The organism is Flavobacterium sp. PL11 (assembly GCF_035985025.1).
In the GTDB taxonomy this organism is placed as follows: Bacteria; Bacteroidota; Bacteroidia; order Flavobacteriales; family Flavobacteriaceae; genus Flavobacterium.
Window position 1 is genome coordinate 1 of sequence record NZ_JAXCIA010000044.1, and the last position, 16,028, is coordinate 16,028.

Here is a 16,028-nt window from a genome sequence, read left to right on the forward strand (position 1 = left end):
CTCACGAAAGACACCCTTGCTCTTGGCTAACGATTCCCATTGGCAGGCTCGTTCGGGACTTGCACCCTATAGATATATGGTATGCGTAGCGCACATTAAAAAAAAGGCTCAACAATACTGTCAAGCCTTTTGGTAATAAATAAAATTTATTATTTCTTATAATATTTTTTATATTTTGGATAAGAAATCGCTCCCATAATGGTGATTGCTATTAATGAATACCAGATCCAGTTTAAGGAATGTGCTTCTCCACTGGCATAAGAGTGTAAACCTACAAGATGGAAATTTACACCATAATAGGTAAATAATATCGATAGAAAAGCAAACATGCTCATTAAGTTGAAAGTCCATTTTCCTCTTAATGACGGTACAAATCGCGCGTGAATTACAAAGGCATAAACCATGATACTAATTAGCGCCCAGGTTTCTTTAGGATCCCATCCCCAGTAACGTCCCCAACTCTCATTAGCCCATTGACCACCAAGAAAGTTTCCAATGGTTAACATAATCAAACCAATGGTAAGCGCCAATTCATTGATGTAAGTGATTTCTTGAATGTTCAAGTCCATTTTAGCTTTATTGGCTTTTGTGGTAAACATAATCAAGATTAATGAAACTAATCCTAAAATCATTCCAAGGGCAAATGGTCCATAACTCGCAACAATTACCGCTACGTGAATCATTAACCAATACGAATTTAAAACGGGTTGTAGGTTTGCTATTTCAGGATCAATCCAGTTCATGTAGGCTGCTGCCAAAATCATTGCTGTAACAAAAGCAGAAGATGCTACGGTAAGCTTTGATTTTATGTCAAATGCTAAACCAAAGAACATTGTTGCCCAAGCCACGTATATAATCGATTCATAAGCGTCACTCCAAGGTGCGTGACCTGAAATATACCATCTAACTATTAAAGCAAAAGTGTGTACTAAAAATAATAAAAATATAACAATATGTAAAAAGTTGACAATATAATTGAGTGATTTTCTCTCTTTAAATATTTTTAAAATGGTAAAAAATAACATTAATATCGCAGAAAAAATATACCAATATGGCAATTTCTGGAACACATCATATTTATTATACAAAACTTCCGAAGTAATTCTTTCGTCACTAGGTCGCACTTTACTACCAAAACGCTTTTGAAAACCATTGATACTCTCTAGTAATTCATCAGCAGTTTTATAATCCTTAGAGGCCGACGCATTTGCTAAAGAACCAAAATATAAGGGCAGTACATTTTTAGTATACGTCATTTCCATTCCTTTCAGTCCGGATTCATTAAGCTCTAAATAAGAAACCCACTTATTATTTTTATCATTAGGGAGCGGGAATATTTTTAAGATTCGGCCACTTAAAGCGGATTCCATTAAATTGACTTTTTTATCCGTTTCAATAAAATCTTTTTCAAACTGATTTGGATTTGCTACCTTAAAAGCTTCTTCTAAATATTTTGACAATTTGTAATTTCCTTTATCATCAAAAAAAGCTACAAAAGGAGCATATTTAGCTTTACTGTCAATACCAATAATTTTTCTAATACTGTCATTCCCACTTTTCATATAGATGATGGGGATTTCTAACCAATACCCAGCATATTGCGTTACAGATAGAAAAAACTGATCAGAATTCATTCCTTTATACGAATTCTCATGGCTCACTTTACGCAACAATTCAGATGAAAAAGTATTCAAAGGTTTCATTCTTCCGCCACCATCTTGAATGATAAGACGTCCAAATTTTGATGCATGCTCTTGAGGAACCTTAAATTTTTCGATCAGTGCGTTAAGTTCATCTTGACTAAACACTTTTTTAGAATGCTTGGAATGATCGGTATTGTCAGCTGCAACATCAGCCTTTGCAGGAGCAATTGCAGCTTCCGTATGTGCGTGACCTTCATGATCAGCATGATCGTGTTCAGGCTGCTGCGCAAAACTACCAAGACTAAATAGCAGCATTAATATAGTTAATAACTTTGCTTTTTTCATTTTTACAACTTCTAATTTACGTTTCACATCTGCAAAACGAGAATATTTAGTAAACATAATAGCCATCATTGCAAAATACAGCAAAAAATAACCTATGTACGTAAGCGTTGTTCCCCAGAAATCATGATTTACAGAAAGCACAGTACCCTTTTCATCTGGATCAAAACTAGATTGGAAAAAACGGTATCCTCGATGATCTAATATATTATTCATATAAATATGAGCATCAAATGGTTCTTTATCTTCGACAGTCACTTTACTTTCAAATGAGGAATAACTTTTCTCAGTACCTGGATATTTCTCGGCAATAAAATCGTTTAATTTTATTTTAAATGGTAGTATATACGCTTTACTTCCATAGAAAAAGGTATAATCAATTCCTCCAATTTTCACTGTTTTAGAATCGCCTATTTTACCTTTAGAACCTACAAGAGTTACCAGTTTTTCTTGACCTTCAGCGATAAGTTTTACCGTTAAGGCGTCCTCATGTGTTTTAGCTTTATAATCATTATCTGACTCATAATCAACAATTCCTTTTACGGCAGGATCTGGAAATACAAAGCGCATTTCACCTATTGTATATAAAGAACGCATCATCAGTGGCTGCACATCATCCTTAGTTACTGCACCTTCCAGTTTATCAGCCATTCGCATAAAATTACCTGCAAAAGGCGTTTGAATCGTATACGCACTTCCCGTAGTAGTAATATTTATTGCGCCATCAGTATATTTATTTAAAGCAAATAAAACATTATGGATGTTTTGAACCTCTCCTTCCTTTATATAATGCTCATGTCGCCCGCTATCGCTTCCTTCAACAAGCTTTAAATATAAACTTCCTTTTGGATCAGCTTTTATATATTCTTTTGCTCCCATGATAAAATTTTGATATTCGACTTTAAAATGTGTGTCGGCAAAATTTTCAGACATACTGAAATTATTATTGGTAGCAGGAGAAAGCAATAATTGCTTTTCAAAAACTCTTCGTTTCATTTCACCTTGATATTCTCCATCAGCAAAGACGGTTAAAAAAGTTTTATCTGAATAGATTTGGTTTTCAGAAGCACCTTCACGAATAGGCATCATTCCCTCATAACTTATGTACCGCGTTACAAAAGCACCAAAAAGTATGAAAACAAAAGATAAGTGTAAGATTAAAGTTGCCCATTTTTCTTTCTTCCAAAGTTGGTAACGTTTTATATTTCCAATAAAATTAATTAAGAAAAATACGTGAATAGCTTCAAACCACCATGCATTATAAATTAGAATTTTTGCAGTATCTGTATTGTATTTACTTTCGATAAAAGTTCCAATACCCATGGCAAGTGCATAAGAAATAAAAAGCAACGCCATCAATCTTGTTGAAAATAAAAAAGAATAGAATTTTTTATCCATCTTATTGGGATTTTGTTTTGTTTAAGTGCACAAAAGTACTCAAAAATGTTGATTAGTATATTCACACATTTGTTAATTAAATCCAAAATAAAAGACTTTAAAATAGGCAATTGCAAGCTGTTATTTTAAAGGGAAATACAATTTAAAAAAGGGGCACTTTGTGGAGAAAATCTTAACATTATTTTACTATTTTTGACACATGATCAAAGTTGTAATTATAGGCTCAGGAAATGTAGCGCAACATTTAATTGCTGCCTTCGAGAATTCCAAAAGGGATGGCAATGCGGTTGATCTTATTCAAGTTTTTGCACGAAAGCGAGAAAAATTAGTTCGCCTGTTAGATTCAAATCGAATTACGGATAATTACGCTGAAATAGTAGAAGCTGATTTATACATAATAGCCGTTTCTGATCACGCAATTATGAATGTTGTGGCTAATCTTAATTTTAAAAACCGATTGGTAGTGCATACTTCTGGTAGCTTTCCCATCAACGCTTTGAACGATAGCAATCGTCGAGGAGTTTTCTATCCTTTACAAACATTTTCTAAAAATAAAGCAGTAAATTTTAAACTGATTCCTATTTGTTTAGAAAGTGAAAACGCAACTGACTTTCAGCTATTGAGTACTGCGGCTAAGACTATTTCTGAATCTGTTTTTGCGATTAATTCAAAACAACGTAAAGCCCTGCATGTTGCAGCGGTATTTGTAAATAACTTTACAAATTATATGTATCAAATGGGCCATCAAATTTGCCAAGAGCATCATGTTCCATTTGAAATTTTAAAACCTCTTATTGCTGAAACTGCCAATAAAATTATGGTACTTTCGCCGCAAGAATCACAAACGGGACCAGCAATTCGGAATGATAGTGAAACCTTACAAGCGCACCAAGACTTTTTATCTGATGAAAATCAACTTTATATTTATAAAATAATCACACTAGCAATACAAAAAAATGGCAAAAAGTTATAAAGAATTAATGAATGATATCACTACTTTTATTTTTGATGTCGATGGCGTACTGACCGATAGTTCCGTTTTTGTAACCAATGAAGGAGAAATACTTCGAACCATGAATATCCGTGATGGGTATGCAATGAAAGCAGCGGTAGAAAGCGGATATAATGTGTGTATTATCTCTGGAGGAAGCAACGAAGGCGTTCGAGTTAGACTCAGAAATTTAGGAATTACAGATATTTATTTAGGAACTCCTGATAAAGTTGAAACATTTGATGAATATGTTGATGTTTACAAGATAAATCCCGCGCAAGTGTTGTATATGGGCGATGATATTCCAGATTTTCATGTGATGAAATTAGTGGGATTATCCACCTGCCCACAAGATGCAAGCCCTGAAATCAAAGCAATTTCAACTTATATTTCACACAAAAATGGAGGAAAAGGAGCTGCACGTGATGTAATTGAGCAAGTGATGAAAGCGCAGGGTAAATGGATGGCTCACTTCGATGGAAAACATGATTAGCTTTAGATTTTTGATTGAAGATTGAGGATTCTTGATTGAAGATTGAAGATTTTTGATTGAAGATTTTTGATTACAGATTGAGGATTTTTGATTGAAGATTTTTAATTACAAATTGCAAAATGAAGATTGCAGCTCATCTATTAAAGTCCAAAATTTAAAATGAATTCAAACTGCACCTACTTCAAAGACTGGGGACTAAGGACGGAACACTACCCACGGAACACTAATCACTAAAACCTCACTATAAAAACAATGAATTTCCTAAATTTAGTTCGTTACCAAAATCTACTTATGCTTGCTTTTATGCAACTAGTATTTCGGTACGGATTTTTAAAATTTCAAAATATTCCTTTGGCTTTATTAGATTGGCAATATAATCTATTGGTTTTATCAACTGTTTTAATCGCTGCCGGTGGTTATGTGATTAACAATGTTTTTGATCAAGAAACGGATCTTATTAATGATCCTCAAAAAGTAATTGTAGGCAATAGTATATCTGAAAATAAAGCATATACTATTTATATTATTTTAACTTCAGTAGGAGTTGCTATTGGTTTTTATTTATCAAATATAATTTCAAAACCAAGCTTTGCCTCTATATTTATCTTGATTGCAGCCACACTTTATCTTTATGCCACCAGTTTAAAACAAATAATACTAATAGGAAATAGTGTCATTGCATTATTACTAGCATTTAGCGTTATTATAATAGGAATTTTTGATTTATATCCTGTAACTGTTGGAGCAAATAAACAACAAATGGCAGTACTATTTTCAATACTTTTAGATTATGCTATTTTTACATTTGTGATCAATTTATTACGGGAAATTATTAAGGATTTTGAGGATTTTGATGGTGACTATAATCAAGGAATACATACATTTCCAATCTTTTTTGGCAAAGAAAAAGGGATTAAAATTGTATTTATCTTTAGCTTCTTACCACTTATTACACTACTTTATTACATCAATTACTATTTACTTAATTTACTATTTGTTACTTTGTATCTGTTACTATTTGTTTGCGGTCCACTGACTTTTTTTATATTAAAATTGTGGAATACAAAATCAAAAAAAGATTTTCATTTTTTAAGTTTGCTTTTAAAATTGATCTTATTTTTTGGGATAGTCTCTGTAATCGTACTAAATTATAATATAAAATATAATGCTTAAAAATCAATTAAAGAAATACCACTTAATATTAGCTTCTGGTTCGCCAAGACGCCAACAATTTTTTAAAGATTTAGATTTGGATTTTGAAATTCGTTTAAAAGAAATTGAAGAAATTTACCCTCTAAATCTCATTGGAGAACAAATAACAACTTATCTAGCACAACTAAAGGCTGATGCATTTAAAAATGATTTACAACCAAATGAAATTTTAATAACTAGCGATACAATCGTTTGGCATAACCATAAAGCTTTGGGTAAACCAAAAGATGAAGCAGATGCTTTTACTATTTTAAAATCGTTGTCCAATAGCACTCATGAAGTGATCACATCAGTATGTTTTAAGACCGTTGAGAAATCTGAAATGATTACTGAAATAACTAAAGTGACATTTAATGAATTGAGCGATGCAGATATAATGTATTATTTGGAAAATTTTAACCCGTATGATAAAGCGGGCGCTTACGGAATTCAAGACTGGATTGGACTTATTGGAGTTTCAAAAATTGAAGGATCTTATGCTAACGTTATAGGAATGCCAACAGATAAAGTGTATCACTATTTAAGTAATCTAGAAATTTGATTAGTATGGAAATGATCCAATTACAGGCATATACAAGAGAATTAATTGCCACTGGCGTTTTATTAGTATTATTATTGATTTTTCGGGTTGCTACAAACAAATTGGTACTTAGATACTCAAAATCTAATTTAACTATTGAGAGAAGAAGCGCTTTAGTAATAAAATACATTCACCTCTTTTTATATATCATAGCCACAACTGCTTTAATTATTATTTGGGGAGTGCAAACAAATGATATTATTTGGGCGCTATCCTCGGTCACTACGCTTGTGGGTGTTGCATTATTTGCGCAATGGTCTATTTTAAGTAATATTACAGCTGGTATAATATTGTTTTTTTCATTTCCGTTTAAAATTGGTGATGTCATCAAAATTCATGATAAAGATTTTCCAATAACTGCAGAAATTGAAGATATTACCGCGTTTCATGTAATTCTAAGTACTAAGGATGGAGAACAAATTGTATATCCAAATAATCTACTTTTACAAAAGGGCATTTCAATTTTAAAAGATGGCTTTAGTAGCGAACCTTATATAGAATAAAGACAAACTCGGTTCGTATCTTATCATGACCGATAGCAATTAGAAAATTAGAAATCTAAACTATAGAATTGAATTTTTAGTACAAATTAGTTCTATTTTTATTAGCCTATATAAATTAATGTTAGTTAATGATTGGTTTTAAAATATTCTTAAAAGTCAATGCTATATAATTCGACGTGGTTTTGGAATTTTAAGTAATTTTATAATCTTCTAAATTAGCATAGGCTATTACATTTATTTTCAACTCTTTATTCAAATGTTTAACTATAATTGTAATTATTTAAAATTCAGATTTGAAACTAATTGTACGCGACAACTTACCTTTTTTAAATCGATAATTATATAATTTATTCGCTAAAATTTATAATTGATTAATTATTGGAATACTACATATTTGTAATGAAAAATGGGCCAGCTATAAATCCCATTAATTTAATTTTTAAATTTATGAATGAGATTTTAAAACTTCCGTTTTATGCAAAAACTACAGTCCTATTAATTGGTTTAATTGCTTTTACCTATATCTTTTATATTAGTCAAGACATATTGATTCCGGTATTGATGTCATTCTTGTCAGCAATATTATTATTCCCTATTGTCCAATTTTTAAAATCTAAACTATACTGTCCACATGTTTTAGCGGTAATGATTGCAGTGATTATATTTGTCCTTTTTTTTATAGGATTATTCGTTTTCCTTTCCTTTCAAATAAGTGATTTTGTAAATGATTTTGATAAAATAAAAAGTAATATTAACATTCATTTTAGTAATATTCAAGGTTACATTAGAGATAATTTCCATTTGAGTTCTACAGAACAGAAACAATATATAGATACCGCTGCTGAAGACTCATTAGAGAAAGGGAAGGAGATTATAGGTACAACATTAATGTCGTTTACAGATACATTAATGAATTTGACCTTAATACCTATTTATACTTTTTTAATTCTTTTATACAGAACTCATTTTTTACTATTTTTAGCAAAACTAGTTAAGGCAGAAAAGCACGAATTATTAAAAGATATACTAACTAATATTAGAGTTGCAATAAATAGCTATATTGTGGGTTTAATTATAGAACTTGTTTTGATATCAGCTATGACAACAGTTGGTTTTTTTCTAATTGGTGTCAAATATGCTATTTTGTTAGGAATTATAACAGGAATTTTAAATTTGATTCCGTATATAGGAATTTTGGTTGCTGGAGTATTAAGTATTGTTGCTTCACTAACTGGTACACCCGATTTATCAATTATTGTTGGAGTAATTGTAATAACTATAGTAGTTCAATTAATAGATAATAATATTATTGTGCCATTAGTTGTCAGTTCAAAAGTAGAAATTAATGCCTTTATCTCAATCATCGGAATTATCATTGGAGGTGCGGTTGCTGGTATTTCTGGAATGTTTTTAGCGTTACCGCTGCTTGCTATAATGAAAGTAATTTTTGATCGAATTGATTCATTAAAAGCATGGGGTTATTTAATGGGCGATCATTTGCCGAAAACATATACTTGGCGTAAGATTAAATTACCTCATTTTAACACAGAAGATTCTACGTATAAAAACATAATAAAAACTGTAGCTGTAACTCCTGTTTTTACAGAAACTACTACTGAAAAAGAGAGTACTAAAGCGGAAGAGTAAATAATAATACGCTTGAAGTAAGAATTTTATAAAAGCCTGAATTATTTTCAGTCAAGAAAATCTAGTAAATTTTAAGAGGCGATAATCTGCGGATGCATAAAAAATATTTATTTGGTCTCACCTTCCTTCTCTGCATTTGTTTTCAGGCTTTATACGCCCAAGAAACGACTGTAAAAACAGACACGTCTGAAGTGTATAAAGACATTAAAAATTATTCTAAAAAAAATAAGTTTACACGATTGATGCATAAACTTGTATTTAGATCGCCCACATTAAATAGGAAATCAATTAAGGAAGTTCAAAAGCGATATGATACCTATGAAGGAAAAATTATTAGAAATATCAATATACTTACGCTTGATCCTTTTGGATATTCTGACATTGATACTACCAGAAAACCAAAAAATTGGGCAGAAAGAACAGGAAATAAAATACACATTAAGACTAATAGATTAGCAATTATCAATTTATTGTTAATCGCTGAAAACAAGCCATTTGATTCTTTATTAGTAAAAGAATCTGAACGATTGATAAGAGCGCAGCGCTTTATAAATCGAGTTGACATAGCTGCACAAATAATCCCAACTTCTAGTGACTCAATAGATATTACTATTCGAGTATTAGATTCATGGAGCTTAATTCCCAAAGGTGCTGTTTCAACGTCGAGAATTAAATTTAACCTTACGGAAAGAAATATTTTAGGCTCTGGACATCAGTTTGAGAACCAAGTTAATAATAGGTTTAGCGACGGAAAGACAGGGTATAATGTGGCCTACACAGTCCCAAATATCAAAAACACATTTATCAATACTAGAGTAAGCTATTTAATTGATTTAGATAATTACTATGGTAAAAGTATTGCTATAAATCGGACCTTTTACTCTCCCTTAACGAAATGGGCTGGTGGTATTTATTTAGACCAACAATTTAGAAAAGATACACTTTTAGATACTAAATTAAAATTTGCATTTCAAAATTTTAAATACAATACACATGATTTATGGGCGGCACGGTCGTTTAGTATTTTCAAAGGCAACTCTGAGCGTGAGCGAACTACCAATCTAATTACATCAGCACGATTCCTACACATCAAATATTTAGAAAGTCCCTTAATAGAATATGATCCTGACGATTTTTATTCTAACGAAAAAATGGCTTTAATTGGTATTGGAATCTCATCTAGAAAATTTATTCGAAATCGTTATATATTTCAAAATGGAATTATTGAAGATGTTCCTATTGGAAAAATTATAGGATTAACAAGTGGATATCAATATAAAAATAGCGGAGGCCGGATTTATTTAGGGGCTCAAGCGTCATTTGGCAATTTTTACAAATATGGCTTTTTAAGTGCTAATTTTGAATTAGGAACTTTCTTTACCAAGTCTACCACTAAACAAACTTCATTTTCATTTCAAGCAAATTATTTTACGAATTTGTTAACCATGGGAAAATGGAAAATAAGGCAATTTATAAAACCACAATTATTATTAGGGACTAATAGAGAAAATGCTTTTGGTGATCAACTTTCTATTAATGAAGAGCAAGGTTTACGAGGCTTTCGAATAGCTGAATATGGAACTAAGAAAGCCATGATGACGATGCAAACACAATTTTATTCTCCGTGGGATCTATGGGGATTTAGGTTAAATCCTTATTTTAGCTACAGTATTGCAATGTTAGGAAATCCTGATAGAGGATTGGTACAAAGCACGGCTTATTCTAAACTTGGCATTGGCTTAATTATTAGCAATGATTATCTGGTGTTTAGCTCATTTCAACTATCATTATGCTATTTCCCTACAATTCCTGGAAATGGTTATAATATTTTAAAAACTAATTCTTTTGAAACTACGGATTTTGGTTTTCAAGATTTTGAATTGGCAAAGCCAAGAACCGTTATCTATAAGTAGTTTACTAAAATTATAATTTTATTATTTTGCTCTTTTTAAATTCTATTAAGTTGTGCAACTTGCAGACAAACTTTTCAGATACGATGTTCAATTTATATTCCTGAGATGAGATATTTTACAATTTCAGCTTTACCGTAAATTTTATAATAAAAACCTTCAATTACATAAATATTATCACTAGTTCTAGCATACATTTATACTAAATTATTTTAACTATTAAAACCTATAAAAATGAAAAAAATCACCTTTTACTTAATGATGATGGTAATGTCACTGAGCATCGTGCCAAACCAAGTATTTGCATCTGAAAAAAACCCAAGCATTACTGCTACAAATCCGCCAAAAGAAGTTCCCGCCGAAGTTAAAGTGATGTTAAACCGACTTGACGAAATAAAAGCAATGGACAAATCAGAACTAAGTTCGGTCGAAAAAAAAGAGTTACGAAAAGAAGTTCGCACGATTAAGAAAGAATTAAAAGCCTCAGGAAATGGAATCTATTTATCAGTAGGAGCTATAATCATTGTAGTTTTATTATTGATTTTATTACTATAAAATTAAAAAAATTATGTTTTAGGAGCAATGGAAATTGCTCCTTTTTTTATGCGTATTATTTTCTAACATAAATTTATTCTTAATTTGAGATTTTATTGTTAATTTCTTATAAGTAATATATGCGAAAATTTGATTATTAAAGAATGAAAAAAACATTTCAAAAAAATTTATTTAATTCCTACATTTGAAGCTATTGCAAATTAAATAAAGAATAATGCAAAGAAGATATTATTTAGCGCTTACACTACTATTTATAGCTAATCCAGTTGTTGTAGCTCAAGTTCCAAAAAAACCTAATTCAGTTGAAATTTACCATCAGATAGAAAAACTTAATTTTCTTGGATCAGCTTTGTATATTGCGGCCCATCCAGATGATGAAAACACACGATTAATCTCTTATTTATCTAATGATGTAAAGGCTAGAACGGGTTATTTATCACTTACTCGCGGCGATGGTGGACAAAATTTAATAGGCACACAACTTCGTGAATTACTAGGTGTAATAAGAACACAAGAACTTATTGAAGCTCGCAAAATTGATGGCGGAGAACAATTTTTTACACGTGCCAATGATTTTGGATTTTCTAAAAATCCATCTGAAACATTAGAGATTTGGGATAAGGAAAAAGTTTTGGCCGATGTTATATGGGCCATTAGAAAATTTCAACCCGATGTAATTGTAAATCGTTTTGACCATAGATCCTCTGGAACCACTCACGGGCATCACACAGCGTCAGCGATGTTAAGCATGGAAAGTTTTAAGCTGGCAAGTGATCCAAATAGTTTTCTAGAGCAACTGCAATATGTAAAACCTTGGCAGACCAAAAGACAATTCTTTAATACTTCATGGTGGTTTTACGGCACAATTGAAAAATTCAATGCTGCTGATAAAACTAATTTAATCGCACTTGAAACAGGCACTTATTATGCTGATCTTGGAAAATCGAATCAAGAAATTGCAGCATTGAGTAGAAGCCGACATCAATCACAAGGTTTTGGTAGTACTGGTGAAAGAGGTGAAGAAACCGAATATTTAGAATTTATAAATGGAGATCCTCTTGCTGACAAAAAATCGCTTTTTGAAGGGATCGATACTTCATGGAATCGAGTGAAAGGTGGCAAAAATATAGGAACTCTACTTTCTAAAATTATTACTGAATTTAATCATAAGGATCCATCCCTGAGTATTCCAAATTTGGTTAAAGCCTATTCAATGATTCAATCCTTAGATGAAAATCATTGGAAACCTTTAAAGCTAGCCGAACTTAAAGAAATTATTGCCGCATGTGCTGGATTGTTTCTTGAAGCTGCTGCACAAAATCAAGAGGCAACTCCAGGAAGTATATTACAATTAAAATTAGAAGCCATCAATAGAAGTGCTACTCCAATACAATTATCAAGTATAACGACTTTACCAGCAGGAAAAATGGTTATAAAAAATTTAGCTTTAAAAAATAATACTACCAATGCATTTAATCTTAATATAGATTTACCTGAAAATCTAAATTATACACAACCATATTATTTAAAAGATAGCGGAACAATAGGAATGTACACTGTAAGCGATCAGCAAAGCATTGGACTTCCTGATATTATTCGAGATATAAAAGTGGTTTTTACTATAAAAATAAATACAATCGAAATTCCATACGAGAGAACTGTAATTTATAAATACAACGACGACGTGCAGGGTGAAGTTTATAATTATCTTGATATAATACCAGCAGTCACAACATCAATAAGTGAAAAAGTATTACTATTTAAAAACTTAAAAAGTAAAATGGTAACTGTAAAAATTAAAGCAGGTAAAGATAATGTAAAAGGAAATTTACAACTAGAATTACCTAAAAATTGGTTGGTTACACCAGCAGCGATACCGTTTGAAATTACAAAGAAAGGTGCTGAACAAATGGTTTCTTTTGAGGTAACTCCACCGTCTAAAGCTGATGAAGCTATCGCTAAAAGTGTCGCGATCATGAATGATAAACAATATAATAAAGAGCAAATATTTATCAATTATGATCACATTACAAAGCAACAAGTTTTAAAATCAGCTGAGGCCAAGTTTATTAAAACGGATTTGATAACCAATAGTGAACGAATTGCCTATATAATGGGAGCTGGCGATGAAGTTCCTAATAGTTTAATTCAGTTAGGTTATATAGTCACTTTATTAAATGCTGAAGAAATTACTCCTGAAAAATTAAAGAATTTTGATGTAGTAATGACAGGTGTTCGTGCTTATAATACAATAAATGCGCTCGCTTTTAAGCAAGACATACTTTTTGATTTTGTCAAATCGGGTAAAACAATGATTGTCCAATACAATACTTCTGGTGATTTAATTACAGATAAAATTGCACCATATCCTCTAAAACTTTCACGTGATCGAGTAACCGAAGAAAATGCGCAGGTACGATTCTTAGCACCAAATCATGCTGTTTTAAATTATCCAAACACAATTACCTCAAAGGATTTTGAAGGTTGGAAACAAGAGCAAGGTTTGTATTACCCTAATGTATATGACAAGGCTTTTACGCCTATCCTATCTTCAAATGATACAGGTGAAACACCAAAAAATGGAGCTTTATTAATAGCTCCTTATGGCAAAGGGCACTACGTGTACACAGGTTTAAGCTTTTTTAGAGAATTACCTGAAGGGGTAATTGGTGCTTATAAATTATTATCGAATATGATTTCACTAAAAGCAGCAGATCAAAATGCTAATCAATAAATACGTTTAAAAAAACAAAAATGGAAATAAAAAAAACCAAAACTTGGACAAAAAACTATACATGGGTACTTATAGCCAATGCAATTTATATTCTTATTTTTTGTCTCATCATGAAATTATACTCTTAAATTATGCAGTTATTTGATTGGATTATATTGATATTCACCTTATTGTTTATAGTAATTTATGGCGCTTGGAAAACAAAAGGAAGTAAAAACGTTGAGGATTTTATTTTAGGAAATAATGAAACGCCTTGGCATGTAGTAGGACTTTCGGTAATGGCTACCCAAGCTAGTGCCATTACGTTTCTTTCCACTCCTGGTCAGGCTTATCACGATGGAATGGGGTTTGTACAATTCTACTTTGGACTGCCTATCGCTATGGTAGTAATTTGTGTGACTTTTATTCCTTTATACCATAAGTACAAAGTGTATACGGCGTATGAATACCTTGAAAAGAGATTCGATTTAAAAACAAGATCATTAGCTGCAGTACTTTTCTTAATTCAAAGAGGATTAGGTACAGGCTTGACTATCTATGCGCCAGCTATCATTTTGTCGGCTATATTGGGTTGGAATCTAACTTATATGAATATTGTAATTGGGGTTTTAGTGATAATATACACCTTTTCAGGAGGAACAAAGGCTGTTAATGTGACCCAAAAGCAGCAAATGTTTGTAATCATGTCTGGAATGTTTATCACTTTTTTCTTGATATTACATTATTTACCTAATGATATGACTTTTACAAGCGCTTTGCATATCGCTGGTGCAAATGATAAAATGAATATCGTCAATTTCTCATTTGATCCTGAGGAAAAATACACATTCTGGAGCGGAATCACTGGCGGTTTTTTCTTAGCACTAGCCTATTTTGGAACCGATCAGTCGCAAGTGGGACGTTATTTATCAGGTAAATCTGTTAAGGAAAGCCAAATGGGACTGATCATGAACGGACTTTTAAAAGTACCCATGCAGTTTTTTATTTTATTGACTGGAGTTATGGTTTTTGTCTTTTTCCAATTTAACCCTGTTCCTTTAAATTTTAATCCAAACAATAAAGCGATGATTGAAAAATCAGCGTTTAAAGGAGAATACAATGCTTTAGAGAAAAAATTAGATGATTTATCCGAAGATAAAAAAGTGATCAATCTATTGTATATCGATCAACTAAATCAAGATTATGATAACCCCATATTGCGCAAAGAACTGGTAGCCTTATCTAGCAAAGAAAAAGATCTAAGAGATCGCGCAAAAGAAATAATCTTAAAAGCCGATAGTAGTAGCGAAACAAACGACAAGGATTATGTATTCTTTCATTTTATCTTGAATTATTTGCCAAAAGGACTCATCGGATTATTGCTGGCTGTAATTATATCAGCGGCAATGTCATCTACTGCTTCAGGACTAACTGCATTAGCATCGACCACTGCAATTGACATCTATAAGCGTAATTTAAAAGAGGAAAAGTCAGAGAAACATTATTTATATGCTACACGGTTTTTTACATTGTTATGGGGCGTAATAGCTATCTTATTTGCTTGTGTGGGTACACTGTTTGAGAATTTAATTCAATTAGTAAATATCATAGGTTCCATATTCTACGGAACCGTTCTGGGAATATTTCTTGTTGGCTTTTATGTCAAAAATGTACAATCAAAAGCCATTTTTTACAGTGCGGTAGCAAGTCAGTTGACCATTTTTATTATCTATTATTTTGCTATTTTCATTTACCCAAGTGGACAAGAAAAACTAGGTTATTTATGGCTGAATTTTATAGGAGCGATGTTGACTATTGTGCTGTCATTAATTCTACAGTCTACTATTTTCAGAAAACAGAAACAGATGGTTTATTAAGGTGTGATAGTATAAATTTTATGAGTTAAGATTTATTGCTTCATTGATAAGGTGAGGAGTTCTCGATAGATTTTTATACAACCGCTAGCGCTAATGTATAAAAACACTCGAACAGACGGGCGTTCATCATGTCTAATTAAATGATCGAATGGAAATAAGCTATT

At 31.6% G+C, this 16,028-nt stretch carries 11 protein-coding genes; 10 read left to right on the plus strand and 1 reads right to left on the minus strand.

Features of this window, described 5'->3' with window-relative positions; translation table 11 throughout:
* Positions 1-149: 149 nt before the first annotated feature.
* Positions 150-3,383 (minus strand): cytochrome c biogenesis protein CcsA, encoded by a 3,234-nt coding sequence (gene ccsA / locus RCH18_RS15110; RefSeq protein WP_326937607.1) that lies wholly within the window; start codon positions 3,381-3,383, stop codon positions 150-152.
* A 199-nt stretch (positions 3,384-3,582) separates the two neighbouring features.
* On the opposite strand from ccsA, the gene RCH18_RS15115 reads away from it, so the two are divergent.
* From RCH18_RS15115 to RCH18_RS15160, 10 genes are all read left to right on the plus strand, one after another.
* Positions 3,583-4,356: a Rossmann-like and DUF2520 domain-containing protein gene (locus RCH18_RS15115; RefSeq protein WP_326937608.1), complete on the plus strand. Its 774-nt coding sequence runs from the start codon at positions 3,583-3,585 to the stop codon at positions 4,354-4,356.
* On the plus strand, positions 4,340-4,867 hold the full coding sequence (locus RCH18_RS15120) for a KdsC family phosphatase (RefSeq protein WP_326937609.1): 528 nt from the start codon (positions 4,340-4,342) through the stop codon (positions 4,865-4,867). The genes RCH18_RS15115 and RCH18_RS15120 overlap by 17 nt, the downstream gene beginning before the upstream one ends.
* Before the next feature lie 252 nt (positions 4,868-5,119).
* The gene (locus RCH18_RS15125; RefSeq protein ID WP_326937610.1) at positions 5,120-6,040 is read left to right on the plus strand and encodes a geranylgeranylglycerol-phosphate geranylgeranyltransferase; all 921 of its coding nucleotides are present in this window, start codon (positions 5,120-5,122) and stop codon (positions 6,038-6,040) included.
* Positions 6,033-6,620 carry a Maf-like protein gene (locus RCH18_RS15130; RefSeq protein ID WP_326937611.1) on the plus strand — a complete coding sequence of 196 codons (588 nt, stop codon included), beginning with the start codon at positions 6,033-6,035 and terminating at the stop codon, positions 6,618-6,620. The genes RCH18_RS15125 and RCH18_RS15130 overlap by 8 nt, the downstream gene beginning before the upstream one ends.
* Before the next feature lie 11 nt (positions 6,621-6,631).
* A complete protein-coding gene (locus tag RCH18_RS15135) occupies positions 6,632-7,162 on the plus strand; it encodes a mechanosensitive ion channel domain-containing protein (protein WP_326937617.1) in 531 nt (176 codons plus the stop codon).
* A gap of 447 nt (positions 7,163-7,609) precedes the next feature.
* Complete coding sequence (locus RCH18_RS15140) at positions 7,610-8,809, plus strand: AI-2E family transporter (RefSeq protein WP_326937612.1); 1,200 nt, start codon at positions 7,610-7,612, stop codon at positions 8,807-8,809.
* A 92-nt stretch (positions 8,810-8,901) separates the two neighbouring features.
* The gene (locus RCH18_RS15145; protein ID WP_326937613.1) at positions 8,902-10,722 is read left to right on the plus strand and encodes a hypothetical protein; all 1,821 of its coding nucleotides are present in this window, start codon (positions 8,902-8,904) and stop codon (positions 10,720-10,722) included.
* Positions 10,723-10,953: 231 nt separating this feature from the next.
* Positions 10,954-11,274, plus strand: coding sequence for a hypothetical protein (locus RCH18_RS15150; RefSeq protein WP_326937614.1), 321 nt, complete (start codon positions 10,954-10,956; stop codon positions 11,272-11,274).
* A 214-nt stretch (positions 11,275-11,488) separates the two neighbouring features.
* Positions 11,489-14,008, plus strand: a complete 2,520-nt coding sequence (locus RCH18_RS15155) for a PIG-L family deacetylase (RefSeq protein ID WP_326937615.1) — start codon at positions 11,489-11,491, stop codon at positions 14,006-14,008.
* A 131-nt stretch (positions 14,009-14,139) separates the two neighbouring features.
* The gene (locus tag RCH18_RS15160; protein ID WP_326937616.1) at positions 14,140-15,864 is read left to right on the plus strand and encodes a sodium:solute symporter; all 1,725 of its coding nucleotides are present in this window, start codon (positions 14,140-14,142) and stop codon (positions 15,862-15,864) included.
* Positions 15,865-16,028 lie beyond the last annotated feature (164 nt).